Here is a 24,156-nt window from a genome sequence, read left to right on the forward strand (position 1 = left end):
ATGGCTGCTGAAAATATCCCACACCGCAGGCGCGGCTTTACCCTGATCGAGTTGCTGGTGGTGCTCGGCATCGTGGCGCTGCTGCTGACCTTGGCCGTGCCCCGCTACTTTCCCAGCCTGGACAAGGCGAAGGAAACCGTGTTGGCGGACAACTTGCGCAACCTGCGCGCGACCATCGACCAGTTCCACGGCGATACGGGGCGCTATCCCGATACGCTGGAGCAGCTGGTGGAAAAGAAATATTTGCGGGCCATGCCCATCGATCCCATCACCGATAGCGACAGCAGCTGGCTCATCGTGCCGCCTCCCGACGACACGCCGGGCCAGGTGTATGACGTGAAAAGCGGCGCGCCCGGCAAGGACCGCAGCGGCACGCCGTTTGCCGACTGGTAGCGGCCATGCACCGTCCTGCGCGCCGTCAGCGTGGTTTTACCTACCTGGGCCTGATCATCCTGGTGGCTATCCTGGGCCTCGTGGGGGCGGCCGGACTGAAGATGGGTTCCTTGCTGCAGCGCCAGGCGACCGAGCAGGAGTTGCTCGACATCGGCGCGCAGTTTTCAGATGCCCTCTACAGCTATGCGGCCGCCACGCCGGCCGGCCAGCCGCAGCAGCCTCCGACCCTGGCGGCCTTGCTGCGCGACCCCCGCTTTCCGCAACTGCGCCGCCATTTGCGCAAGCTGTATGTGGACCCCATCACGGGACGCGCCGAGTGGGGCTTGCTGTACCAGCCCGGCAGCCAGGGCATCATCGGCGTACACAGCCTGTCGCAGGCGGCGCCATTAAAGGTTGGCAATTTCGACGCCCGGTTTGCGGGCTTCGAAGGCAGGGCGCATTTCTCGGAGTGGCACTTCATGGTCGATGCACGGCTGTCATCCGTGCCGCCTGCGGGACCGGCAACTGTTCCGGCGGGTGATGAGGCCGGCATCATGCCCGCCTTGCCGGCGCCACCGTTGTTTTCCCGCCCTGTTACTCCATCGCAAGAACAGGCGCCAACAGAGCCAGTTGAGCCGCCTGAACCGCAAAGTCCCGTTGAAAACCCTGCCGAATAGGCGTTTTCACCGTTAAACATGGGAAAAATTAGATGTATGCCCCGGTAACTATTTTTCCATAGAAATTCATAGATAGTGGCAAATAGTTCATTTCGAAAATAGTTATCCTAAATGAAACTTCGATAAAATATTTATAAGTAATTTGATGTGATTATGCTACCATCCTGTCTAGTACTTCCGGTACTAAAACTATTGGTGGCCTGCGCATTGCAGCCATAAATTACTTTTTAAGGGATAAACTATGAAATTGAAATTTATCGCTGCAGGCATTCTGGCAGCAGCATCGTTCAGCGCATCGGCAGCAACGTACGACCTGGGCATCCTGGATCCAACCGGTTCCGATACCCTGTCGGCCATTACCACCAAGTTTGCCGCTAACTCGGCAGTTGACGACTTCTGGACCTTCAAGCTGGTCACCCCATCGTCGACGTCGTTTGGCGCACTGCAAACGTTCTCCGTGGTTGAAGGCGCGATCAAGGATTTCTCGGCCACTTTGCTGGGTTACGGCAACCTGACCAACACCAGCGCCGCTGGTATCCAGAGCCTGAGCTGGGATGGCCAGCTGGCCGCCGGTTCGTACACGGTGCATGTGACGGGCCTGACGGGTCTGAAAAATGCCGCTTACCTGGGTTCCGTGTCGGCCCTGCCAGTACCAGAGCCAGAAACCTATGGCATGCTGCTGGGCGGCCTGGCACTGGTTGGCGCCGTGGCCCGCCGCCGCGCCAAGAAAGCTGCCTAAGCTTTCGCTGCAATGAAAAAAACCCGCTTCGGCGGGTTTTTTTTCGTCTTTCGTCAGTATGGCGAGACGCCGCAACCACGTCCTGCACAATCCGGACAAGCTGCGCAGGACCAGGCGCCAAGTCGAAGACAGTACGCTAGTACGGCGAGACGCCGGCAACAACGTCCTGCACAGCTTGTCACGCGTGGCGCTTGAAGTCGCGGAAGCGGAAGCCAACCAGGAACAAAGTGGCAAAGTACGCCACGCCGCACACGGCCACCACCAGGGCCAGCGCGCCGGCCCGCAGCAGCGGATGGGCTTGCATGGCGATCCAGTCGATGCGCATGGCGCCAACATATGCGACGCCGCCCATCACGATGAGTGCCGGCAGCAGGCGCAGGAAAAACTTGGCCCAGCCCGGCTTCGGCTGGTAGATGCCGCGCTTGCGCAAGCCCCAGTACAGGAAACTGGCGTTCAGGCAGGCACCCAGGCCGATCGACAGGGCCAGGCCGGCCACGGCGATGTAGGGCACGAACAGCAGATTCATCAGTTGCGTGGCGATCAGCACGCCGATGGCGATTTTCACGGGCGTGCGGATGTCCTGGCGCGCATAGAAGGCAGGCGCCAGGGTTTTCACGAGGATGATGCCGATCAGGCCCAGGCTGTAGGCCACCAGCGGCTGCGTCGACATGGTCACGGATTCGGCCGTGAACTTGCCGTAGTGGAAGAGGGTGGCGATCAGTGGCGTGGCCAGGGCCGCCATGCCGACGGCGGCGGGCAGGGCCAGCAGGAAAGTCAGGCGCAAGCCCCAGTCCAGCAGGGCCGAGTATTCCGTCTTGTCGCCATCCACATTCGCCTTCGACAGGCTGGGCAGCAAGATGGTGCCCAGGGCCACGCCCAGCATGGCGGTGGGGAACTCCATCAGGCGGTCCGCATAGGATAGCCAGGAAATGCTGCCCTCGGCCAGGCGCGACGCGATGCTGGTGTTGATCATCAGGCTGATCTGCGCTGCCGAGACGGCAAACACGGCTGGCCCCATCTTTTTCAGCACGCGGCGCACGCCGCCGTCGGACAGGCCGATGGCGGGGTTGATCGACAGGCGCGGCAGCATGCCGATCTTGATCAGCGCAGGGATCTGGATGGCCACCTGCAGCAGGCCGCCGGCGAACACGGCAATGGCCATGGCGTAGATCGGCTGCTCCAGATGGGGCGCGAGGAACAGCGAGGCGGCGATGAACGACAGGTTCAGCAGCACCGGCGTGAACGCGGGAATCTTGAATTCGCGCCAGGTATTCAAGATGCCGCCGGCCAGGGCCACGAAGGACATGCAAGTAATATAAGGGAACATCAAGCGCGTCATCCACACGGCCGCGTCAAAAGCGCCCGGGTCCTTGGACAGGCCGGTGGCGATCACATATACGAACCACGGCGCGCCGACGATGCCGATGGCGGACACCAGCAGGGTGGCCCAGACCAGGGTGGTGGCCACATGGTCGGCCAGTTGCTTGCTGGCTTCCTGGCCATGCTGGTTCTTGTATTCAGACAGGATCGGCACGAAGGCTTGCGAGAAGGCCCCCTCGGCAAACAGGCGGCGCAACAGGTTGGGGATGCGGAAGGCAACAATGAAGGCGTCCGTGTAGGCGCCGGCGCCAAAGGCGCGCGCGAACAGGCTTTCGCGCAATAATCCGGTTACACGGGACAGCATGGTCATGCTGGAAATGGCGGCGAGGGTTTTAAGCAAGTTCATGGGGCCAGATTATAGCCGGGCGCGGTACTGGCAAACGGTTAAAATATGGTAACAAGCGGGTAACAAGCGCCGCCGATTCGCCCTTGCCAGGCCCATTTTCAGGTGTTTTTACCGCGATACCCGGTTTTTTGATTTGCCCCCGCTTGAAAATATCGCTATAATCGAAGGCTGTACAGAATTCTGTTACGCAGACACTAATGTTTGACAGGCACTGGTTTGGCACACATGGTTCGGCAGACGCACAGAACGCACCGGTTGGCAAACACTAATGTTTGCAAACGCACTTTGACCCTGTTTTAGGAAATTCCATGGCAAATACCGCACAAGCGCGCAAACGCGCTCGTCAAGCAGTTAAGCAAAACGCACACAATTCGTCCCAACGTTCGACCTTGCGCACGGCTATCAAAGCTGCTCGCAAAGCGATCCAGGGCGGCGACAAGGCAGCTGCTGCTGCAATCTTCCAAGCATCCGTGTCGACCATCGACCGTATCGCTGACAAGAAGATCATCCACAAAAACAAGGCAGCTCGCCATAAGAGCCGTCTGGCAGCTGCTTTGAAAGCACTGTCCGCTTAATATTTGCCAGCAGGCAAGCCACCATGGTGGCCTTGCCTGTGCCGGTACGCTGGCACTGGTTGAAAAGCAAAAACCCGCAGATTCATTCTGGCGGGTTTTTTCGCGTTTTTCACCTTTTTTTGCGGTCGCGCCCGCCAGCGGCGGGCCGCGGCCGCGCCGGCCTAGCGTGCCGCCGGCAAGTTGCCGATGTTCATGCCCGGCTTGATATTCTTTTGCTTGAACCAGCCCAGGTGCATTTCCAGCGCATAGCGCACGGGTACTGTCCTGGTCGAGCAATGGCTGTCGAGGGTGTGCGGCTGCATGTCTTCAATATTGACGATCTTGCCGCCGGCATCGATAAAGGCCACGGACAGGGGCAGCGGCGTGTTCTTCATCCACATGCATTGCGTCGATGGGTTGCCAAAGACAAACAGCATGCCCGCATTGGCCGGCATCTTTTCACGGTACATCAAACCCTGTTCGCGCTGCTCTTCCGTGGCGGCCACTTCCGCCTGGATCAAATGCATGCCAGCCGACAGTTGCAAGCTCTTTGTCTGCGCTTGAGCAATGCTGGCGCACGCCAGCAGGGCGATCGACAGGCTGAGGCGGCGTAGGGAATTTTTCATGGGGCGGGACGGTGGCTGCGAAGCGGCGATTAAGCCATGCTGGTGGCCGCCTGGTCAAGCGTGCTGCCTGGCCGCGCCGAAAGCGTGGGGTTACAGCAACATGCTGCCGTAACCCCGGGAACCGCGTTTATTTCACGGGCTTGCCTTCAGCGGCCGGCTGCTTGGTCTTGCGCGCCTGGGGAATCAGGCGCGGCGCATCCGTTGCGGCCGAGGCCTTGGTCGATGCACCTGAGCGCGCCGCATCCGTCGCGGCCGAAGCGTTGACGGTGGCCGATGCCGGCGGCACCGGCTTGGCGGCGTCGGTGGCGGCCGAGGCATGGCTGGCAGCCGATGCGGGCGGCGGCTTGACGGCATCGGTCGCGGCGGAAGCATGCACCTGGGCGCCCGATTGCGCCAGTGCGGCGCCGGCAAGCAGGGAAGCGGCCAAGGCCAGTATTGCTTTTGTCATCATCTTTCCTTTTCGGTCATGTTGAGGTCAGATGATTTTAATGCATTATCTAAAAATAAATAGTGCTTATTGGCAAAATTCGGTACTGAAGGCGTTTTTTCTTGTCCGGCTCACGTTTTCCCAATGTTCTCGGCCGGCACCTCGCACCATTCTCCGGGCAGCAAGGGATGGCTGGCCAGCGAGAATGGGCCGATGGCGCTGCGCACCAGGCGCAGGGTGGGCAGGCCGACGGCGGCCGTCATGCGCCGCACTTGCCGGTTCTTTCCTTCTTTCAAGGTGATTGCCAGCCATGAGGTCGGCTTGTCGGCGCGTGCACGGATGGGCGGATTGCGCGGCCACAGCCAGTCCGGCTCGGCGATGCGCACGGCCTTGCATGGCTTGGTGATGAAGTCGCCCAGGTCCAGCGGCGCCTGCAGGCGCGCCAGGCTGGCCGCATCGGGCACGCCATCGACCTGCACCAAGTAGGTTTTCGCTTCCTTGCGGTCCGGGTGGCTGATTTCGTGCTGCAGGCGGCCGTCGTCCGTCAGCAGCAGCAAGCCTTCGCTGTCGGCGTCGAGCCGGCCGGCCGGGTAGATGCCGGGGATGCTCAGATGGTCGGCCAGGGTAGCGCGGCCATCCTGCGGCGAGAACTGGCACAGGACCTGGAATGGTTTATTGAAGAGAATGAGTGGCATGCTGGTAGAGGAATTGATGTAAGCGATGGTGGCTGCTGGTCGGCGCCGCAAAAGCGTGGCGCCCTGTAGGATACTGGTGCATAATGTGGGTGTTAGTCTTATGTCTTATAGAAGACATGGACGGTATGGCATTGAGATTCTTTGGCGCCGCAGATGGCCCGGGTGTTCTTTCCCTGCTAAAGTGCGTTGTTGCCGCCATGTTCGCACTTGTTTTTGTAAACTCTGCAACCGCAGAGCGCGTCGCCGGCATGCGTTGCCCGCCAGCGGTGTGTCCCACTTCGGAGATCACGATGTATCAACATATCACTGTACCTGCTGACGGCCAAAAAATCACCGTCAACGCCGATTTTTCGCTGAATGTACCAGATAATCCCATCGTTCCCTTCATTGAAGGCGATGGCACGGGCATCGATATCAGCCCGGTCATGATCAAGGTGATCGATGCCGCCGTGGCCAAGGCCTATGGCGGCGCGCGCAAGATCAGCTGGATGGAAATCTATGCGGGCGAAAAATCGACGAATGTGTACGGCCCCGATGTGTGGCTGCCGGAAGAAACTTTGGCCGTGCTGAAAGATTACGTGGTTTCCATCAAGGGCCCGCTGACCACGCCCGTCGGCGGCGGCATCCGCTCGCTGAACGTGGCCCTGCGCCAGCAGCTCGATCTGTACGTCTGCCTGCGCCCCGTGCGCTACTTCACGGGCGTGCCATCGCCAGTGAAAGAGCCGGAAAAGACGGACATGGTGATTTTCCGCGAAAACTCGGAAGATATCTACGCCGGCATCGAATACCAGCAAGGCTCTCCCGAGGCCAAGAAATTGATGGATTTCCTCGTCAATGAAATGGGCGTGACGAAAATCCGCTTCCCGGCCACGTCGGGCCTGGGCATCAAGCCCGTGTCCATCGAAGGCACGCAGCGCCTGGTGCGCAAGGCCATTCAGTATGCGATCGACAATGACAAGCCATCCGTGACGATTGTGCATAAAGGCAACATCATGAAGTACACGGAAGGCGGCTTCCGCGACTGGGCGTATGCGCTGGCGCAAAAGGAATTCGGTGCCGAGCTGATCGATGGCGGCCCATGGTGCAAGTTCAAGAATCCGAAGACGGGCCGCGACATCATCGTCAAGGACTCCATCGCTGACGCGTTCCTGCAACAGATCTTGCTGCGTCCGGCCGAATACAGCGTCATCGCCACCCTGAATTTGAACGGCGATTACATTTCCGACGCGCTGGCGGCGCAAGTGGGCGGCATCGGCATCGCGCCGGGCGCCAACCTGTCCGATTCCGTCGCCATGTTCGAAGCGACGCACGGCACGGCGCCCAAGTATGCGGGCAAGGATTACGTGAACCCCGGTTCGTTGATTTTGTCGGCGGAAATGATGCTGCGCCACATGGGCTGGCTGGAAGCGGCCGACCTGGTGATTTCTTCGATGCAAAAATCGATCGCCTCGAAACGCGTCACCTATGACTTTGCCCGTCTGATGGAAGGCGCCACGCAAGTGTCGTGCTCCGGCTTCGGCGAAGTGATGATCGAGCACATGTAACTGGAGGGGCAGGGTGCCGCGCACCCTGCGGACGAAAAAAAACCCCGTCAGGAGACGGGGTTTTTCACATCTGAGGGCCGGCGATGCTTAGGCTGCTTGGATGTTGGAAGCTTGCTTGCCTTTAGGGCCTTGCGTGACTTCGAATTGAACTTTTTGACCTTCTTTGAGGGTCTTGAAACCGTTCATGTTGATTGCGGAGAAATGAGCAAACAAATCTTCGCCGCCATCATCTGGAGTGATGAAGCCAAAACCTTTGGAATCATTGAACCACTTAACTGTACCTGTTGCCATAAAAAGAACTTTCAAAATTAAAACAAATCACACGAGCCATAAAAGCAAGAAGCTTCTTGCCCCCTCCTCGACGTCTCACTTCTTATCAAGCTGTACATTACTGCAACAGTCGATACAGCATTGTTGGCGGAATAAATAATGAAGTCAAGCGCTTTTCCATCGATATTGCCAAATTCTTCACGACAACCAAAAAAGCAACTCTTGATTTTGACGGCAAGGTCGCCATCTGCGCAGTATTAAGAAAACGCGTAAGATTGAAAACAATTGGAAAGGCGTAGATATTGCGCATGACAACCACTGTGAAAGCATTAGAATAAGCGTATGGCAACCAAGCACGACACAGAAACCCTGCTGGAGCGGCAAGTGCTGAAGCCGCCACCGCTCTACCAGGTAGCCTTGCTCAATGACGACTACACCCCGATGGAATTTGTGGTGGCCATCATTCAGGAGTATTTCAACAAGGACCGTGAAACGGCGACGCAAATCATGCTCAGTGTTCATCGCTACGGCAAAGGAGTGTGCGGCGTGTTCTCTAAAGATATAGCGTGTACCAAAGTGGAGTTCGTTTTAACGCATGCGCGCAAGGCGGGGCATCCCCTGCAGTGCGTGATGGAGGAAGTATGATTGCGCAGGAATTAGAAGTAAGTTTGCACATGGCGTTTGTCGAAGCTCGGCAGGCACGGCACGAATTCATCACGGTTGAGCATTTACTGCTGGCACTGCTGGACAATCCCTCCGCTGCCGAGGTGTTGCGTGCCTGCGCGGTCAATATAGAAGACCTGCGCAAGACCCTCACCAATTTCATCGGCGATAACACGCCGACCGTGCCTGGCACGGGCGAAGTCGACACCCAGCCGACGCTTGGTTTCCAGCGCGTGATCCAGCGCGCCATCATGCATGTCCAGTCCGCCTCGAATGGCAAGAAGGAAGTCACGGGCGCCAATGTGCTGGTGGCCATCTTCGGCGAAAAGGATTCGCATGCGGTGTACTACCTGCACCAGCAGGGCGTGACGCGCCTGGACGTGGTGAACTTCATCTCGCACGGCGTGCGCAAGGACCAGTCGACGGAAAGCGCGAAAGCCTCCGAAGGGGTGGAAGAAGCGCCTGTCGATGGCCAGCCGAAGGAAAGCCCGCTCGACCAGTTCACGCAAAACCTGAACAAGGCCGCTGCCGAAGGCAAGATCGACCCGCTGATCGGCCGCGAGGAAGAAGTCGACCGCGTGATCCAGATCCTGTGCCGCCGCCGCAAGAACAATCCGCTGCTCGTCGGCGAGGCGGGCGTGGGCAAGACGGCCATCGCCGAAGGCCTCGCTTACCGCATCACGCAAAGCGATGTGCCGGAAATCCTGCAGAATGCCGTCGTGTATTCGCTGGACATGGGCGCCTTGCTGGCCGGTACCAAATACCGCGGTGACTTCGAACAGCGCCTGAAAGCCGTGCTCAAGCAATTGAAGGACAATCCGAACGGCATCCTGTTCATCGACGAAATCCACACCATCATCGGTGCGGGCTCGGCGTCGGGCGGCACGCTGGACGCGTCCAACCTGCTGAAACCGGCACTGGCCAACGGTCAATTGAAGTGCATCGGCGCGACCACGTACACGGAATTCCGCGGCGTGTTCGAGAAAGACCATGCGCTCTCCCGCCGTTTCCAGAAAGTGGACGTCAACGAGCCGACCGTCGAGCAAACCGTGCAGATCCTGCGCGGCTTGAAATCGCGCTTTGAAGAGCACCATGGCGTGAAATACTCGGCCTCGGCCCTGTCGACGGCGGCCGAACTGGCGGCGCGCTTCATCAACGACCGCCATCTGCCCGACAAGGCGATCGACGTCATCGATGAAGCGGGCGCGGCACAGCGCATCTTGCCGAAGTCGAAACAGAAGAAAACCATCGGCAAGGCCGAGATCGAGGACATTATTGCCAAGATAGCGCGCATTCCGCCGCAAACGGTCAACCAGGACGACCGCAGCAAGCTGCAGACGATCGACCGCGACTTGCGCAATGTCGTGTTCGGGCAAGATCCCGCCATCGACGCGCTGGCGTCGGCCATCAAGATGGCCCGTGCCGGCCTGGGCAAGACAGACAAGCCGATCGGTTCCTTCCTGTTCTCCGGTCCGACCGGCGTGGGCAAGACCGAGGTGGCGAAACAGCTGGCCTTCATCCTCGGTATCGAGCTGATTCGTTTCGACATGTCGGAATACATGGAACGCCACGCCGTCAGCCGTTTGATCGGCGCGCCACCGGGCTATGTTGGTTTCGACCAGGGTGGCTTGCTGACGGAAGCGATCACCAAGAAGCCGCATGCGGTCTTGCTGCTCGATGAAATTGAAAAAGCCCATCCGGACATTTTCAATATCCTGCTGCAAGTGATGGATCACGGCACCTTGACGGACAACAATGGCCGCAAAGCCGATTTCCGCAACGTGATCATCATCATGACGACGAATGCGGGCGCGGAAAGCTTGCAAAAGACGTCGATCGGCTTCACGAATTCGAAGCAGGCTGGCGACGAGATGGCCGACATCAAGCGCATGTTCACGCCGGAGTTCCGCAACCGTATCGACGCGACCATCAGCTTCCGCGCGCTGGACCAGGAAATCATCCTGCGCGTGGTCGACAAGTTCCTGATGCAGCTGGAAGAGCAGTTGCACGAGAAAAAGGTCGAAGCCGTGTTTACCGAGAAGCTGCGTGCCTTCCTCGGCAAGAAAGGATTCGATCCGCTCATGGGCGCGCGTCCGATGGCGCGTTTGATCCAGGACATGATCCGCAAGGCCCTGGCCGACGAACTGTTGTTCGGCCGCCTGGTGACGGGCGGACGGGTCACGGTCGACCTCGACGACAAGGACCAGGTCTTGCTGGAATTCCCGGAACCGCCAGATGCGGCGCCGACGGCTGCGCCGGAAACGGTGGAAGTGGAATAAGCTTCCTGCTGTCAACAAAAACCCGCCCACGCAAGTGGCGCGGGTTTTTTTACGTTTTTGTGGGCAATAAAGAAGGTTTTAAGAAGGTTTTCTTTGGTCATAGTTATGCCAGAATTGCTGTCCGGTATCGACATGATGTCCATGCCACCTGACCGCTATCTGGATGCTCATATGAAAATTTCCCGCAATCTTAGCTTGCTCCTGTTGTCCGCCGGCCTGCTGGGCAACGCCACCGCTGCCTCTTCTCCTGCCAGCAGCTATTTCCGCTTTCCCGCCGTGCGCGGCGATACCGTGGTGTTTACCGCCGAAGGCGATTTGTGGAAAAGCAGCGTGCGCGGTGGCGCCGCGCAGCGCCTGACCACGCATCCCGGCTATGAAACGAACGCGGCGATTTCGCATGATGGCCAATGGATTGCCTTTTCCGCCGCCTATGAAGGGGCGCAGGAAGCGTATGTGATGCCGCTGGCAGGCGGCTTGCCGCGGCGTATTTCGTATGACAACGGCGGCGTGCTGGTCCTGGGCTGGACGGCGCAGGGCGAGGTGCTGGTCAGCACGCAAAACACGGATGGTCCCGCTTCGCGCCGCATCGTCGCCGCCATCGACCCTGTGAAACAGACGCGCCGCGTGTTTCCCGTGGCCGATGCCAACGACGCCGTGCTCGACGATGCGGGCAAGACGCTGTTCTTCACGCGTTTCGGCCTGGCCATGACCAACGACAATGTGCGCAATTACCGGGGGGGCGCGCATGCCACCCTGTGGCGCTATGAGCTGGGCGGCAAGGGCGAGGCCGTGCGCATGCATGCGGAACCTGCTGTATTGGCTGGCAACAACAAGCGTCCCATGTGGTGGCAAGGCCGCGTCTACTATATTAGCGACGCGGGCGGCAGCGACAATCTGTGGAGCATGCTGCCGGACGGCTCCGACCGCCGCGCATTGACGACGCACAAGCAATGGGACGTGCGTAATGCTTCCTTGGGCGATGGCAAGATTGTGTATCAATTGGGCGCGGACCTGCAGGTGCTGGACCTGGCGGCAGGGACGGACTCATCGCCATTGCCGATCAGCCTCGTATCCGACTTCGACCAGCAGCGCGCGCGCCAGATCCGCTCGCCGCTGGACACCTTGAGCAATGTGCAGCTGTCCGGCAAGGATGAGCGCATCATCCTGACGGCTCGCGGACGCGTCAGCATCGCGGGTACGGGCAGCATGCGCCGCGTCGATATCGCCATTCCCGAAGGGGCGCGGGCGCGCGACGCCGTCTTTTCCAGCGACGAAAAATCCGTCTTCGCCATTGTTGACACGAGCGGAGAGAATGAAATCTGGAAGTACGCCGCCGATGGCTCGGGCAAGGGCGAGCAGCTGACGACGCAGGGAGATAACCACCGCTGGAAACTGTACCCGTCGCCGGATGGGCGCTGGCTGGCCCACACGGACAAGAAGGGCCGTTTCTGGCTGCTGGACCTGGCGACCAGGGGCAACCAGCTGATCGACGACGCGGGCAAGGCGGGCGTGGACAAGCACGACGAAGTGCAATGGTCGCCCGACAGCCGCAACCTGGCCATCGTGCGCGTGGCCAGCAATGAGCAGCGCGAGCAGATCGGCCTGTACAACCTCGCGTCGAAACAGCTGCAGTTCGTCACCAGCGACCGCTATACCTCCGGTTCCCCCGTGTTCTCGCCCGACGGGCGATGGTTGTACTTCATGTCGGCGCGCAATTTCCAGCTGGCCAATGGTTCGCCGTGGGGCGACCGCAACATGGGCCCCGTGTTCGACAAGCGTATCGGCGTATATGCGCTGGCGCTGCAGCCGGGCAACCGTTTCCCGTTCCAGCCCGACGATGAACTGAGTCGCCCTGGCGTCAAGCCGGCCGAGACGGACGATGAGAAGGCGGCCGAACTGGCGGCGGAAAAGGCGTTGGAAAAGGCTGGCGGCAAGGGGGCCGTGAAAAAGGCGCCGGCCGCCTTGCCGGCCATCGTCAGCCAGGGCCTGGCCGAGCGCCTGTATGAAGTGCCGCTGGCGGCGGGCAATTACAGCGCGCTGGCCGCCGATGACAAGCGCCTGTATTTCCTCGAACGGGACAGCGGCGAGAACAAGTCCAGCCTGAAGACTTTGGCGATTGGCAATACCGGTTCCAAGCCGGAACTGCTGGTGGCCAACGTGCGTGAATTCGACCTGGCGCAGGATAAAAAGCATTTGTACTACCGCACGGCGGCAGCTACGGGACCGGGCGAGATGCTGGTGATCGAGGCGGGCGCCAAGCTGCCGTCCGACCTGTCGAAAGCCAAGGTCAAGGTTGACGACTGGACGTTTGTGTCGAATCCGCGCCTGGAATGGAAGCAGATGTTCAACGATGCCTGGCGCTTGCACCGCGACTTCCTGTACGACGCGAAGATGCGCGGCGTGAACTGGAAGGCGGCGCGCGACAAATATGCGCCGCTGGTCGAGCGGGTCACGGACCGCGCCGAACTCAATGATCTACTCGGCATGATGGTGGCCGAAGTGGGCGCGCTGCATTCGCAGATCCGTCCCGGCGAATTGCGCCGCACGGAGCAGGAAGGCACGCCTGCGGGCCTGGGCGCCGTGCTGGCGCGGACAAACGACGGTTATCGGGTCGAGCATGTCTACCGCTGCGAAGCGGAATTGCCCTCGGCGCGCGCGCCGCTGTCGCGCCCCGACGTGGATGTGAAGGCGGGCGACGTGATCACGGCCGTCAACGGCAAGGACGTGCTGGCCGCGCGCGATATCAGCGACCTGCTGCTGAACCAGGCCGACAAGCAGGTCTTGTTGCAGGTCAAACGGGGGAATGGCAAGGGCGCGCCGCGCGCCGTCATCGTCACGCCCGTCAACATGGCGAAACAGACGGCGCTGCGCTATGGCGACTGGGAATTGAGCCGCGCCGAGCAGGTGGCGGCCGCTTCGCAGGGGCGCATCGGCTACCTGCACCTGCGCGCCATGGGCCCGAATGACATCGCCTCGTTCGCGCGCGATTTTTACGCCAATATCAACCGCGAAGGTCTGATCATCGACGTGCGGCGCAACAACGGCGGCAATATCGACAGCTGGATCATTGAAAAACTGCTGCGCAAGGCCTGGGCCTACTGGGCGCCGCCGGGCGTGCAGCCATCGTCGAACATGCAGAACACCTTCCGCGGCCACCTGGTGGTGCTGGTCGATGAACTCACGTATTCCGATGGCGAGACCTTTGCCGCCGGCGTCAAGGCCCTGGGCCTGGCGCCACTGGTGGGCAAGCGCACGGCCGGCGCCGGCGTCTGGCTCAGCGACAATACGCGCCTGGCGGATAACGGCATGGCGCGCGTGGCGGAAAACGGCCAGTTCGGCATCGATGGCCAGTGGCTGATCGAAGGCGTGGGCGTGGTGCCGGACGTGGAGGTGGAAAACCCGCCGCACGCCACCTTCAATGGCGCCGACCGCCAGCTGGAAGTGGCGCTCGACATGCTGGCGAAAAAGCTCAAGGAGCAGCCGCGCCCCGCATTCCAGGCGCAGCCGATCCCCGCGCTGAAATAGCCCCGCTACAGGCCGCAGGCGGCCTTGAACTGTTGCGCGCGGCGGCGCGAGACCTCGACCACGCTGCCATCCAGCAGGTGCAGGTCGAGGCCATCGGCGCCGTTCGGTGACAGCTGCGCCACCTGCGCCAGGTTGACGATCTGGCGCCGGTTGGCGCGCAGGAACAGGGCGGGATCGAGTTTTTCTTCCAGCTGGTTCAGGGTGCGCAGCATCAGCGGACGCTGCACGCCGAAATGCACGCGCGTGTAGTTGCCTTCCGATTCCAGCAGGCGGATATCGTCAAACGCCACAAACCAGCAGCGTTCCCCATCCTTGATGAAGACCTTGCGCGGCGCAGGCGGCGGCACGGCTTGCGCCCGCGCTCCGGCACGCGCCAGCGCCGTGGCCAGGCGCGCCGCCTGCACGGGTTTTTGCAGGCATTCGAGGGCGCTGACCTCGAATGCCTGCAGCGCGTACTGGTCGAAGGCCGTGCAAAAGATGACGTCGGGCGCATCGTCCAGCGCGGCCAGCAGGTCGAAGCCGGAGCCGCCCGGCATCTGCACGTCGAGCAGCAGCAGGTCGGGGCGCAGCTTACCGATCTGCGTGATGGCGTCGGCCGCGCTGGCCGCCTCGCCCACGATTTCCACGGCACCTTGCTGCACATGCGGCGCCAGCAGGCGCCGCAGCTCGGCGCGCGCCAGGCGCTCGTCATCGATCAGCAGTATCTTGAGCGGCTGGCCGTTCATGCCAGTTCCGACAAGTGGATGGTGGCGTGTACCCAGCCCGCCTGTTCGCACAGTTCCAGGCTGGCGCGCTCGCCGCAGGCCAGCTGCAGGCGCTGGCGCGCATTGCGCAGGCCGATGCCGGTGGAGCCGGACGCGCTGCGCAGCCTGCCCGTGTTGGCCACCTCGATCTGCAGCGTATCCATGCCAGCGCCGCGCCGCGCCGCGATGCGGATGTCGCCGCCATCGGCACTCGCTTCGACGCCATATTTGACGGCATTTTCCACCAGCGTTTGCAGGGCCATGGGCGGCACGCGCACGAGCTCCAAGCCGGGGGCGATGTCGAAGCTGACGCGCAGGCGTTCCTCGAAGCGACTCTGTTCGATGGCCAGGTAGGCGCGCACGGCCTCCAGTTCTGCCGCCAGCGGCACGGTAGCGTGCTGGCTGGACTGCAGCGCATGGCGCATCAGGTTGGCCAGCTGGTCGATCATGTGCGCGGCCGCTTCGCGGTCTTCGAAGATCAGCGCGCGCACGCTATTGAGGCTGTTGAAGAAAAAATGCGGATTGACTTGCGCCTGCAGGGCACGCAACTGGGCATCCTTGGCCAGCACTTCCAGGCGCAGTGCCTCGGCCTCGAAACGGCTGGCGCGGCGCAGCGACAGCGCGGTGAAGTAGAACACCGTCCAGGTCAGGAATACCCCGAACCAGAACAGCAGCGCGCCGGGCAGCCAGGCGATGCCGCGGATGGTATCCGGTGGATACATGACGTGGAAGGCGGCCGTCACGCTGGCCGTCTGGATGGCGGCCAGCACGATCAGCGACGGTACGATGCGTCGCCAGCGCAAGCCGTTCACCGCCCAGCCGCGCCGGCGCAGGACGCCATGCCACAGGTGCGACAGCAGCAGCCCGCCCAGCGAGCCCCAGCTGGCAATGGTCACGACGATGCGCAGCTGCGTGGAGCCGCCATACACGCTGTTGAACAGGGTGAGCGCGCCCCAGCCGACCAGCTGGAAGGTCCAGTACCAGTTGATCCTGGCCAGCGGCGGCGGCCGATGCAAGGGTGCGTTCATCGCCTAGTCCAGGAACTGTTCGATGCGCGCCTGCATCCAGTCCGGCTGGTCGTACATGATGAAGTGGCGTGCCGTGTCGGCCAGCGCGACTTTTACGCCGGGCAGCTGGGCATACTGCTGCTGGAAGGTCGCTTCGATGGCGGCGCGCGGCGCATAGTCCTTGTAGGCGATCCAGGTACCCAGCACCAGGGTTGGCGATTTTATTTTCGCCACGTCCTGGCGCAGGTCGCTGGCCACCAGGGTGCCCATGGCCTTGATCACCGTCTCGCGGTCCGAGCGCTGGCCCCAGCCGATGATGCGCTCCACGTCGGCCGGCGCGCTGGCCATGCTGCTTACCGTGCGGCGCTGGCTGGCGGCGTAGGTGGCGCCATCCTGCGCGCGCATGGCCGATTGCATCTGCGCAGCCATGGCTTGCAGCTGCGGCGGCGTGATGGAGGGCAGCTGCGTCGCGCCCAGCGCCGGCAGCGAGTCGACGATCACCAGCTTGCCCGTTTGGTCAGGATGGTCGATGGCCATTTTCAACGCCAGGAAGCCGCCCAGGCTATGCCCGATGATGGCCGGCTGGCCCAGTTTTTGGGTGCCGATGTAGTCGGCCAGTTGTTGCTCGGCCTGCGCCAGCAGGTCGCCCTCGATGGGCGCCACGCCGGCAAAGCCGGCCAGTGTCAGCACGTGGCATTGGCGTGCGGCTTGCGGGCCGCACAGGCGCGCCACCGTGCCTTGCCAGACTTCGCCGGAAGACGCCAGGCCGGGAATCAGGACCAGGGGACGGCCTTGTCCTGTGACCTCGACCTTGAATGCCGCAGGCGCGGCGGCCTGGCTGGCGCCTGCCAGCAGCGCCGTACTGAGTAAGATCAATGTTTGCAGTGTTCGTTTCATGGGGTGTTCCTCCTTGACGACCATGCTAGCGGCGCAGGGGCGCGGCTGCCAGCGCTGCGGGATGAGCGGCGCCAGGGCGGGATGAGTGGTTCAGATCCACGCATCCTGGTCCTGGCAGTGCTCCGGGAGGTAGGTCAGGTACTGCACCATGCGCGGCGCCGGGCCGCGGTTGGGCGTGGCGCAATGGGGCAGGGCCTGGTGCCAGATGATGAAATCGCCGGCCATGCCTTCGACGGGCACGGGCCGCAAGTCCTCGACGGCCCATTCGCGCGGCTGGCGGCCCGGCGGTACTTGCCGCAGCCAGCCGGCCATGTGGTGCTGGAAGCCGGGCACGCAGTGAAAGGCGCCGTGCTGCGCCGGACAGTCGCTCAGGTACAGCATGCCTTGCAGCTTGAAGGGAACCGGCTGTTGCAGGCTGACGTCCCAGTGCAGGGCGCTGCCAAGGAAACGGTGCTGCGGCGTTTCCGGCGGATTGAAGCTCACCTTGTCGATGCTGGCGTAGATGCCGGTGCCGGTGCCGATGCCGGTGTCATATAGCTGCTGACAGGCGTGGCGTATGTGCGCGCAGTGGCGGTTTTCCTCGAGGGCCGGATGGTCGGAAAACTGCAGCATCAGGCCCCGCTTGCCCGGGTGCGGCCGGTACCACGATGCCATATCATCGGGGCTGGCGCCCAGGTATTCCCATATCGCCGTTTGTGCGGCGACGCACTGCGCGCGCGGCACGGCGCCGCGCAGCACCAGGTAGCCGTGCTCATCGAAATGGCGCAGTTCGGCGGCCGACAGCACGTCCTGATGCGCGCTGGCGGCGTGCGCCGGGCGGACGCGCGTGCGGCCGGCCAGCCACGCCTGGAAGGCTTCCAGCGTAGGGCGTTGCTGGAACAGGAACTGCATGGCGTCTTCCATGGAAATGCCGCGCGCATACAGCGCCTTGATGTCCCGGTGGTCGCGCGCCAGTCCCTGGCTGCCGGCCGCGCCGCCGTGTCCCGTGCAGCGTTGCCATAATTCGTGCAAGTGAGGCCAGTCGTCCATGGTGTCTTTTGTCTGGTTGAAGAAATCAGCCGGTGCGCAGGCGGCGCCACAGGGTGGTGCGGCTGATGCCGAGGTAGTGGGCGGCGGCGTCGCGGCGTCCGCCAAAGCGCGCCAGCACGGCGCTGGCGCTTTCGTCTTCCGGGCGCGGCGCGATGGCGGCGGCCGGCGCCGGCAGCGGCACCGGCGTGCCGGCAGCATTGGCCAGTTCCGGCGCCACGCCCAGCACGAAGGCGGGCGTCAGCGCCTGCAGCGGCTCGGCGGCCAGGAACAGGGCCAGGCGCTCGGCCAGGTTGCGCAGTTCGCGCACGTTGCCGGGCCAGTCGTAGCGGCGCAGCAGCGGCGCGCAAGCCTGGATTTCCGCATGCAGGTTGGGGTGCGGACGGGCGCCCAGCGCGGCCAGCGCGTTTTTCAGCGACCACTCGGCCAGGCCGGGAATGTCGCTGGCGCGTTCGCGCAATGCGGGCAAATGCAGGCGCAGCACGGCCAGGCGGTAGAACAGGTCGGCGCGGAAGCGTCCTTCGCGGATGCGCTGTTCCAGGTCGCAATGCGTGGCGCTGATGATGCGTACATTGATGGCGATGGGCCGCGTGCCGCCCACGCGCACCACTTCGCGCTCTTCCAGTACGCGCAGCAATCGCGTTTGCAGGGCCAGCGGCATTTCGCCGATTTCGTCGAGGAACAGGGTGCCGTGGTTGGCCGCCTCGAACAAGCCCGCATGGCCGCCCCTGCGTGCACCCGTGAAGGCCCCATCCTCGTGGCCGAACAGTTCCGATTCCAGCAGGGATTCGGCGATGGCGCCGCAGTTGATGGCGATGAAGGGGCGGTTCGCGCCCAGGCTGCGCGGGCTTTCGCGATGGATCGCCTGCGCCACCAGTTCCTTGCCGCTGCCCGTTTCTCCCTGGATCAGCACCGTTGCCGGCGAGCGCGCATACAGCACCACCGACTGGCGCAGCGCTTCCATCGCTTCCGACTCGCCGCGCAGATCGTGCAGGCCGTGCCGCGCGCGCAGGGTGTCGGCCACTACCGTGCGGCGTCCGCGGTTCGATTCGATCTGGGTCAGGCGCGCCAGTTCCAGCGCATCGTCGAAGGCGCGCCGGATGGCCGTGGCCGAATACACGAAGACGGCGGCCAGTCCCACCTCTTCGGCCAGGTCGGTGACGAGGCCCGCGCCGACGACGGCTTTGACCCCGGCCGCCTTCAGTTCATTGATCTGCGCGCGCGCGTCTTCCTCGGTGGCATAGGTGCGCTGAAAGATCTGGAAGCCGAAGGTGGCGGCAAATTCCGCCAGTTCCGGCATCGGGTCCTGGTAGGTGACGACGCCGATGTGCGGCGAGATGCGCCGCGCGCGCGCCAGCGCCTGCATCACGTCGTAGCCGCTGGCCTTGGCGATGATGACGGGTACCGACAGCCTGCCTTTCAGGTAGGCGCCGTTCGAACCGGCCGCGATGACGGCGTCGCAGCGCTCCGTGGCCATGCGTTCGCGGATGTGGCGCACGGCGTCGTCGAAGCCCAGGTTGATCGGTTCGATCGTCGCCAGGTCGTCGTATTCGAGCGTGATGTCGCGGAACAGGTCGAACAGGCGCGAGACGGAGACGGTCCAGATGACGGGTTTGTCGCGGTGGTCGAGCGGAGGTTGGGGAGGGCGGCGCATGCTTTATTCTAAACGATTTGTTTCATTTTTCAGCCATGCAACGGCGTTGCAACGGGCGTGTTGCAAGTGGTCTGTGGTGTTTCAGATATTGCCAATAAGGAATATGAAAAAACCCCGGGAAACTGGTTTATGATCTAGCAGCACCATGATGCTTGGAAGAATATTTGCCCAGGCGCATGTTTATCTTGTCCTTAACCATCCCATGGTGTCCATGAACCGCGTACCGACCAGTCCCGATTTCATCGCCGATGCCTTGCAACTGATCGCCTTGCCGGCCTGCGCCTGCGATGCCTGCGGCATGGTGGTGGCCGCGAATGGCGCCTTGCAGGCCCTGCTGGGGCGGGATATGGCGGGCCGGTTGCTGGCCGACTGCTTTACGGAAGCCTACAAGGCGTCGAGCACCAGCATGCTGCGCGGTACGCTTGGCGCGGCCGGGCGCGAGCGGCACTGGGACAGCAGCCTGGAAGGGGAGGCGGGCGCCATCGCCGTGCAGGTCTGGTCGCGGCCCTTGCTGGTGGACGATGGCTTGCCCGGTGCGACTCTCGTGTTTGCCGACATCAGCGTGCAGCAGCGCGACCAGCAAGCCTTGCGCAAGACCTTGCTTGAGCAGCAGGCGATCCTGGAAAGCGCGGCCGTCGGCATCGTCTTTTCCAAGGGCGGCTTCATCGAGGAGTGCAATATCCGCGCCGCCGAGATGCTCGGCTACGCGCGTCACCAGCTGACGGGCATGCCGGGCGCAGTGCTGTACCGCTCCGCCGAGCATTGCCGCGCCCTGGGGCTGGAAGCGGCGCCGCTGCTGTCGAAGGGCAAGCCGTACCGCACGGAACTGGAATTGCGGCGTCAGGATGGCACCCTGTTCTGGAGTCGCCTGCACGGGCGCGCCGTCGATCCCCTCAATACGCATGACGGCACGGTCTGGATCATCGAAGACATCAGCGACCACCGGCGCGATGAAGACCAGCTGCGGCGCGCCATGCTGGAAATGCAGGCGGTGATGGATAACGCGCCCCTGGCCATCGGTTTTCAGCGCGACAAGGGCGTGCTGCGCTACAACCGGCGTTTCGCCGAATGCTTCGGTTTTGACGGCGACAGCGGCGTGGGCCTGGCCGTCGCCGACCTGTATCCGTCGCGCGCGGCGTATGACAATGTCGTGCGCCAGGCCGCACCGCTGCTGCGGCGCGGCTTGCCGTTCCAGGGCGAGATGGAGATGCGCCGCCGCGACGGCTCCACGTTCTGGGCGCTGGCGTATGGCTATGTGCTGAATCCCGAGAGCCAGTCCGACCGCGCGCTGCGCGACACGATCTGGCTGTTCGACGACCGCAGCGCGCAGAAGGCGGCCGAGGAGGCGACGCGCCAGCTGATGCTCGAGCAGCAGGCTATCCTCGACAATGCCTCCGTCGGCATCCTGTTTTCCCGTTCGCGCCTGATCCTGCGCTGCAATCCCCGTTTCGCCGAAATGTTCGGCTACGCGCAGGAGGAGATGACGGGCCTGCCCGCCGCCGAACTGTTTCCGTCGCCCGCCGCCTACGAGGAGTTTGGCGTACAGGCCACGCCGCTGCTGGGACAGGGCTTGCCATACGAGCAGGATGAATCGCTGTTCCGCCGCCGCGACGGCAGCCTGTTCTGGTGCCGCATCCGCGCCAAGGCCGTCGACCAGACGCACAGCGAGCAGGGCGCCATCTGGATACTGGAAGACATCACGGCCAGCCGCCAGACGCAGATGGAAGTGGCGGCCATCATGACGAATGCCTCGGTGAGCATCTTGTATACCAAGAACCGCCTGATCACGCGCTATAACCTGGGCTTTGCCGCGATGTTCGGCTATAGCGGCGACGAGGCGCTGGGCTTGCCCGGGCGCGCGCTGTACGTGTCGCAGCAATCGTACGAGCTGCTGGGCGCGGCGGCCTTCCCCTTCCTGTCCGTGGCCAAGCCCTTCCAGACGGAAGTGGAAATGATGCGCCGCGACGGCAGCACCTTGTGGGCGCAGCTGATCGCCTATGTCGTCAATCCGGACGATCCCGCCGCCGGCACCATCTGGATCATCGAGGACCGCACGGAAGCCAAGCGCGCCGAAGAATCGCTGCGCAACGCGCTGCTGGAAAACCAGGCCATCCTGGACAGTGCCGTGCTGGGCATCTCGGTGATAGAGGGCGGCTACAATTTGCGTGCCAACAGCAAGATGGAAGAGCTGTTCGGCTATGGACCGGGCGAAATCAACGGCCTGTCGGTGCAGGCCCTGTATCCGGACATGGCCGCGTGGAAGGTGGCGCGCGGCGAGACGGCACGCGATTTCGATGCGGGACGCGTGCACATGTCGGAATACCAGCTGGTGCGCAAGGATGGCAGCCGCTTCTGGGCGCGCCTGTCCGGCCGGCCGTTCGACCTGGCGCATGCGCATGGCCGTTCCGTATGGCTGGTCGACGACGTGACGGCGCGCCGCGAGGCGGCCGAGGCGGTGCGCCGCGCGCGCGACGAGCTGGAATTGCGCGTGCAGGAACGCACGGCCGAACTGGCCGGCGCCAACCTGCTGTTGCAGGGCGAGATCGTCGAGCGGCGCCAGGCCGAGGCGCGGGTGCACCACATGGCCTATCACGACAACCTGACAGGCTTGCCGAACCGCGCGCTGCTGTCGGACCGGCTGGAACGGGCCATGCTGGCCTCGCAGCGTTCCGGGCGCAAGCTGGCCGTGATGTTCATCGACCTGGACCGCTTCAAGACCATCAACGATTCGCTGGGCCACATGACGGGCGACCTGCTGCTCAAGGAAGTGGCCGCCCGGCTGTGCGGCGCCGTGCGCGCCAGCGACACGGTGGCGCGCCTGGGCGGCGACGAATTCGTCGTGCTGGTGCCGGGCATCCGCGGCAGCGACGAAGCGGCGCGCGTGGCCGAGAAGATCATCGAAGCGCTGACACCCGCCTTTCCGCTCGACGGCCATGTGCTGCATGTGACGCCGTCGATCGGCATCTGCCTGTATCCGGACGATGGCGGCGACGTCGACGCCCTGATGCGCCATGCCGATGCGGCCATGTACCACGCCAAGGGCAATGGCCGCAATAACTACCAGTTCTTCACGCAGACGATGAACCAGGCGGCGGCCTTGCACTTCGACCTGGAAAGCAGCTTGCGCACGGCGCTGGCGCTGCAGCAGTTCGAACTGTTTTACCAGCCCGTCATCGATATCGCCACGCGCCGGCTGCATGGCATGGAAGTGCTGCTGCGCTGGCGCCGCCCGGGCCACGGCCTGGTGCTGCCGGACCGCTTCATTCCCATCATGGAGGAAAACGGCCTGATCGTGCCGGTGGGCGAATGGGTGATGCGCCAGGCCTGCGAGCAAAGCATGGCCTGGCAGCGCCAGGGTTTGCAGCCCGTACCCTTGGCGGTGAATCTGTCGCCGCGCCAGTTCATGCACAAGGGCCTGGTGGCGGCGATTGGCGCCGTGGTACGGGAAACGGGCATCGACCCGGCGCTGCTGGAATTCGAGATCACCGAGACGGCGCTGATGCAGCACGGCGAGCATACGCTGGAGATTTTGCGCCAGATCAATGGCATGGGCTTGCGCCTGTCGATCGACGATTTCGGCACCGGCTATTCCAGCCTGGCCTACCTGAAGCGCTTCCCCGTGAAGAAGGTCAAGATCGACCGCGCCTTCATCAAGGACCTGGAGCACAGCGGGGAAGACCGCGCCATCGTGGCGGCCATCATCGCGCTGGCCGACAGCCTGCAATTGTCGGCCGTGGCCGAGGGCGTGGAGACGGAAGAGCAGTTCGCCCTGCTGCAGGCGAACGGCTGCCGCTATGCGCAGGGCTATCTGTTTTCCGCGCCAGTGCCTGCCGTGAACGCGCAGGCCTTGCTGGAGCGGATAGCCGTTAGCTAGTCAATCGTCGCCACGACTGGCGCATGGTCGGACGGCTGTTCCCACTTGCGCGGTACGCGGTCGATGACGCACGCCGTGCAGCGGGCGGCGAGGGCGGGCGAGAGCAGGATGTGGTCGATGCGCAGGCCCTTGTTCAGGCGGAAGCCCAACTGGCGGTAATCCCACCAGCTGAACGATTTGTCCGCCTGCTCGAACAGGCGGAAGGCATCCGTCAGGCCAATGTCGAACAGGCGCTGCAGGGCGGCGCGTTCCTTGTCCGACACCAGTACCTGGCCTTCCCAGGCGACAGGGTCGTGCACGTCGCGGTCGTCGGGCGCGATATTGTAGTCGCCGACGACGGCCAGTTGCGGGTGCTGCTGCGCTTCTTCGGCCAGCCAGTCGTGCAGGGCGGCCAGCCAGCCCAGCTTGTATTCGTACTTGTCCGAGTCGACGCTCTGGCCGTTCGGCACGTAGGCGCAGACGACGCGCACGCCACCGATGGTGGCGGCCAGGATGCGCTGCTGCGCATCTTCATAGCGCGGGTTGTTCTTCACCACGTCGGTGATCGGCAGCTTCGACAGGATGGCCACGCCGTTATACGTTTTCTGGCCGCTGAAGACCACCTGGTAGCCGGCCGCCTCGATCTCGGCGACGGGGAACTTGTCGTCCGTCAGTTTGGTCTCTTGCAGGCAGAGTATGTCGACCGGGTTGTCTGTCAGCCACTGCAGCACTTGCGGCAGGCGCACTTTGAGCGAGTTGACGTTCCAGGTGGCGAGTTTCATGGGAAAAATCCTTGCTTGAATGGGTATCGTTAGGCGCGAATCTTACCGCATGCGTGTCGATGACGTCTTGCGCCGCTTGCCGGGTAGGAGCTTTATT

20 protein-coding genes are annotated in these 24,156 nt (G+C 62.9%); 9 read left to right on the forward strand and 11 right to left on the reverse strand.

Annotation, left to right across the window (positions count from 1 at the left end; translation table 11 throughout):
* From JAB1_RS27410 to JAB1_RS27420, 3 genes are all read left to right on the forward strand, one after another.
* On the forward strand, positions 1–393 hold the full coding sequence (locus JAB1_RS27410; RefSeq protein ID WP_034782179.1) for a prepilin-type N-terminal cleavage/methylation domain-containing protein: 393 nt from the start codon (positions 1–3) through the stop codon (positions 391–393).
* Between the two features lie 5 nt (positions 394–398).
* Entirely contained in the window at positions 399–1,049 is a 651-nt protein-coding gene (locus tag JAB1_RS27415) for a type II secretion system protein (protein ID WP_070282779.1), read from the forward strand.
* A 241-nt stretch (positions 1,050–1,290) separates the two neighbouring features.
* Positions 1,291–1,788 carry an FxDxF family PEP-CTERM protein gene (locus tag JAB1_RS27420; protein WP_052140113.1) on the forward strand — a complete coding sequence of 166 codons (498 nt, stop codon included), beginning with the start codon at positions 1,291–1,293 and terminating at the stop codon, positions 1,786–1,788.
* Between the two features lie 178 nt (positions 1,789–1,966).
* Here JAB1_RS27420 and murJ read toward each other — a convergent pair whose 3' ends face one another.
* Positions 1,967–3,514 (reverse strand): murein biosynthesis integral membrane protein MurJ, encoded by a 1,548-nt coding sequence (gene murJ / locus JAB1_RS27425; RefSeq protein WP_070282781.1) that lies wholly within the window; start codon positions 3,512–3,514, stop codon positions 1,967–1,969.
* 308 nt (positions 3,515–3,822) lie between these two features.
* On the opposite strand from murJ, the gene rpsT reads away from it, so the two are divergent.
* Complete coding sequence (gene rpsT / locus JAB1_RS27430; protein ID WP_010395935.1) at positions 3,823–4,089, forward strand: 30S ribosomal protein S20; 267 nt, start codon at positions 3,823–3,825, stop codon at positions 4,087–4,089.
* A 161-nt stretch (positions 4,090–4,250) separates the two neighbouring features.
* Here rpsT and JAB1_RS27435 read toward each other — a convergent pair whose 3' ends face one another.
* The 3 genes from JAB1_RS27435 to JAB1_RS27445 form a co-directional block, all read right to left on the reverse strand.
* Positions 4,251–4,694: a DUF192 domain-containing protein gene (locus tag JAB1_RS27435; protein WP_034782186.1), complete on the reverse strand. Its 444-nt coding sequence runs from the start codon at positions 4,692–4,694 to the stop codon at positions 4,251–4,253.
* A 127-nt stretch (positions 4,695–4,821) separates the two neighbouring features.
* A complete protein-coding gene (locus JAB1_RS27440; RefSeq protein WP_070282783.1) occupies positions 4,822–5,142 on the reverse strand; it encodes a hypothetical protein in 321 nt (106 codons plus the stop codon).
* Positions 5,143–5,252: 110 nt separating this feature from the next.
* The gene (locus tag JAB1_RS27445) at positions 5,253–5,816 is read right to left on the reverse strand and encodes a pseudouridine synthase (protein ID WP_034782188.1); all 564 of its coding nucleotides are present in this window, start codon (positions 5,814–5,816) and stop codon (positions 5,253–5,255) included.
* Positions 5,817–6,106: 290 nt separating this feature from the next.
* Between JAB1_RS27445 and icd the strand changes: the two genes are divergently transcribed.
* Positions 6,107–7,360 (forward strand): NADP-dependent isocitrate dehydrogenase, encoded by a 1,254-nt coding sequence (icd, locus tag JAB1_RS27450; RefSeq protein ID WP_070282785.1) that lies wholly within the window; start codon positions 6,107–6,109, stop codon positions 7,358–7,360.
* An 87-nt stretch (positions 7,361–7,447) separates the two neighbouring features.
* Here the strand turns inward: icd and JAB1_RS27455 are convergent, their stop codons facing one another.
* Positions 7,448–7,651, reverse strand: a complete 204-nt coding sequence (locus JAB1_RS27455; RefSeq protein ID WP_010395943.1) for a cold-shock protein — start codon at positions 7,649–7,651, stop codon at positions 7,448–7,450.
* 321 nt (positions 7,652–7,972) lie between these two features.
* On the opposite strand from JAB1_RS27455, the gene clpS reads away from it, so the two are divergent.
* The 3 genes from clpS (at position 7,973) to JAB1_RS27470 (ending at position 14,097) form a co-directional block, all read left to right on the forward strand.
* Positions 7,973–8,275: an ATP-dependent Clp protease adapter ClpS gene (gene clpS, locus JAB1_RS27460; RefSeq protein WP_034751577.1), complete on the forward strand. Its 303-nt coding sequence runs from the start codon at positions 7,973–7,975 to the stop codon at positions 8,273–8,275.
* Complete coding sequence (gene clpA, locus JAB1_RS27465; RefSeq protein WP_034751575.1) at positions 8,272–10,572, forward strand: ATP-dependent Clp protease ATP-binding subunit ClpA; 2,301 nt, start codon at positions 8,272–8,274, stop codon at positions 10,570–10,572. The genes clpS and clpA overlap by 4 nt, the downstream gene beginning before the upstream one ends.
* Positions 10,573–10,743: 171 nt before the next feature.
* Positions 10,744–14,097: a S41 family peptidase gene (locus JAB1_RS27470; protein ID WP_070282844.1), complete on the forward strand. Its 3,354-nt coding sequence runs from the start codon at positions 10,744–10,746 to the stop codon at positions 14,095–14,097.
* A gap of 5 nt (positions 14,098–14,102) precedes the next feature.
* On the opposite strand, the gene JAB1_RS27475 is transcribed toward JAB1_RS27470, so the two are convergent.
* The 5 genes from JAB1_RS27475 to prpR form a co-directional block, all read right to left on the reverse strand.
* The gene (locus JAB1_RS27475) at positions 14,103–14,822 is read right to left on the reverse strand and encodes a LytTR family DNA-binding domain-containing protein (RefSeq protein ID WP_070282787.1); all 720 of its coding nucleotides are present in this window, start codon (positions 14,820–14,822) and stop codon (positions 14,103–14,105) included.
* On the reverse strand, positions 14,819–15,868 hold the full coding sequence (locus tag JAB1_RS27480; RefSeq protein WP_070282789.1) for a histidine kinase: 1,050 nt from the start codon (positions 15,866–15,868) through the stop codon (positions 14,819–14,821). Before JAB1_RS27480 ends, JAB1_RS27475 begins: the two co-directional genes overlap by 4 nt.
* Positions 15,869–15,871: 3 nt before the next feature.
* The gene (locus JAB1_RS27485) at positions 15,872–16,744 is read right to left on the reverse strand and encodes an alpha/beta hydrolase (protein WP_070282846.1); all 873 of its coding nucleotides are present in this window, start codon (positions 16,742–16,744) and stop codon (positions 15,872–15,874) included.
* A 90-nt stretch (positions 16,745–16,834) separates the two neighbouring features.
* Positions 16,835–17,773, reverse strand: a complete 939-nt coding sequence (locus tag JAB1_RS27490; RefSeq protein WP_070282791.1) for a phytanoyl-CoA dioxygenase family protein — start codon at positions 17,771–17,773, stop codon at positions 16,835–16,837.
* Between the two features lie 25 nt (positions 17,774–17,798).
* Positions 17,799–19,424: a propionate catabolism operon regulatory protein PrpR gene (prpR, locus tag JAB1_RS27495; protein WP_070282793.1), complete on the reverse strand. Its 1,626-nt coding sequence runs from the start codon at positions 19,422–19,424 to the stop codon at positions 17,799–17,801.
* Between the two features lie 211 nt (positions 19,425–19,635).
* Here prpR and JAB1_RS27500 point away from each other — a divergent pair, with 211 nt between their 5' ends.
* On the forward strand, positions 19,636–23,298 hold the full coding sequence (locus JAB1_RS27500) for a bifunctional diguanylate cyclase/phosphodiesterase (protein WP_070282848.1): 3,663 nt from the start codon (positions 19,636–19,638) through the stop codon (positions 23,296–23,298).
* Here the strand turns inward: JAB1_RS27500 and xth are convergent.
* Complete coding sequence (xth, locus tag JAB1_RS27505; RefSeq protein ID WP_034782197.1) at positions 23,295–24,059, reverse strand: exodeoxyribonuclease III; 765 nt, start codon at positions 24,057–24,059, stop codon at positions 23,295–23,297. The two genes, JAB1_RS27500 and xth, sit on opposite strands and share 4 nt — an antisense overlap.
* Positions 24,060–24,156: the final 97 nt, after the last annotated feature.

The organism is Janthinobacterium sp. MP5059B, assembly GCF_001758645.1.
GTDB classification, from domain to species: Bacteria; Pseudomonadota; Gammaproteobacteria; order Burkholderiales; family Burkholderiaceae_D; genus Janthinobacterium; species Janthinobacterium lividum.

Coding starts and splice junctions, on each gene's coding strand:
- JAB1_RS27470 (WP_070282844.1), top strand. CDS start 10,744: ATGAAAATTTCCCGCAATCTTAGCTTGCTCCTGTTGTCCGCCGGCCTG.
- JAB1_RS27440 (WP_070282783.1), bottom strand. CDS start 5,142: ATGACAAAAGCAATACTGGCCTTGGCCGCTTCCCTGCTTGCCGGCGCC.
- clpA (WP_034751575.1), top strand. CDS start 8,272: ATGATTGCGCAGGAATTAGAAGTAAGTTTGCACATGGCGTTTGTCGAA.
- JAB1_RS27420 (WP_052140113.1), top strand. CDS start 1,291: ATGAAATTGAAATTTATCGCTGCAGGCATTCTGGCAGCAGCATCGTTC.
- icd (WP_070282785.1), top strand. CDS start 6,107: ATGTATCAACATATCACTGTACCTGCTGACGGCCAAAAAATCACCGTC.
- JAB1_RS27475 (WP_070282787.1), bottom strand. CDS start 14,822: ATGAACGGCCAGCCGCTCAAGATACTGCTGATCGATGACGAGCGCCTG.
- JAB1_RS27435 (WP_034782186.1), bottom strand. CDS start 4,694: ATGAAAAATTCCCTACGCCGCCTCAGCCTGTCGATCGCCCTGCTGGCG.
- rpsT (WP_010395935.1), top strand. CDS start 3,823: ATGGCAAATACCGCACAAGCGCGCAAACGCGCTCGTCAAGCAGTTAAG.
- JAB1_RS27415 (WP_070282779.1), top strand. CDS start 399: ATGCACCGTCCTGCGCGCCGTCAGCGTGGTTTTACCTACCTGGGCCTG.
- JAB1_RS27480 (WP_070282789.1), bottom strand. CDS start 15,868: ATGAACGCACCCTTGCATCGGCCGCCGCCGCTGGCCAGGATCAACTGG.
- xth (WP_034782197.1), bottom strand. CDS start 24,059: ATGAAACTCGCCACCTGGAACGTCAACTCGCTCAAAGTGCGCCTGCCG.
- clpS (WP_034751577.1), top strand. CDS start 7,973: ATGGCAACCAAGCACGACACAGAAACCCTGCTGGAGCGGCAAGTGCTG.
- murJ (WP_070282781.1), bottom strand. CDS start 3,514: ATGAACTTGCTTAAAACCCTCGCCGCCATTTCCAGCATGACCATGCTG.
- JAB1_RS27455 (WP_010395943.1), bottom strand. CDS start 7,651: ATGGCAACAGGTACAGTTAAGTGGTTCAATGATTCCAAAGGTTTTGGC.
- JAB1_RS27485 (WP_070282846.1), bottom strand. CDS start 16,744: ATGAAACGAACACTGCAAACATTGATCTTACTCAGTACGGCGCTGCTG.
- prpR (WP_070282793.1), bottom strand. CDS start 19,424: ATGCGCCGCCCTCCCCAACCTCCGCTCGACCACCGCGACAAACCCGTC.
- JAB1_RS27500 (WP_070282848.1), top strand. CDS start 19,636: ATGAACCGCGTACCGACCAGTCCCGATTTCATCGCCGATGCCTTGCAA.
- JAB1_RS27410 (WP_034782179.1), top strand. CDS start 1: ATGGCTGCTGAAAATATCCCACACCGCAGGCGCGGCTTTACCCTGATC.
- JAB1_RS27445 (WP_034782188.1), bottom strand. CDS start 5,816: ATGCCACTCATTCTCTTCAATAAACCATTCCAGGTCCTGTGCCAGTTC.
- JAB1_RS27490 (WP_070282791.1), bottom strand. CDS start 17,773: ATGGACGACTGGCCTCACTTGCACGAATTATGGCAACGCTGCACGGGA.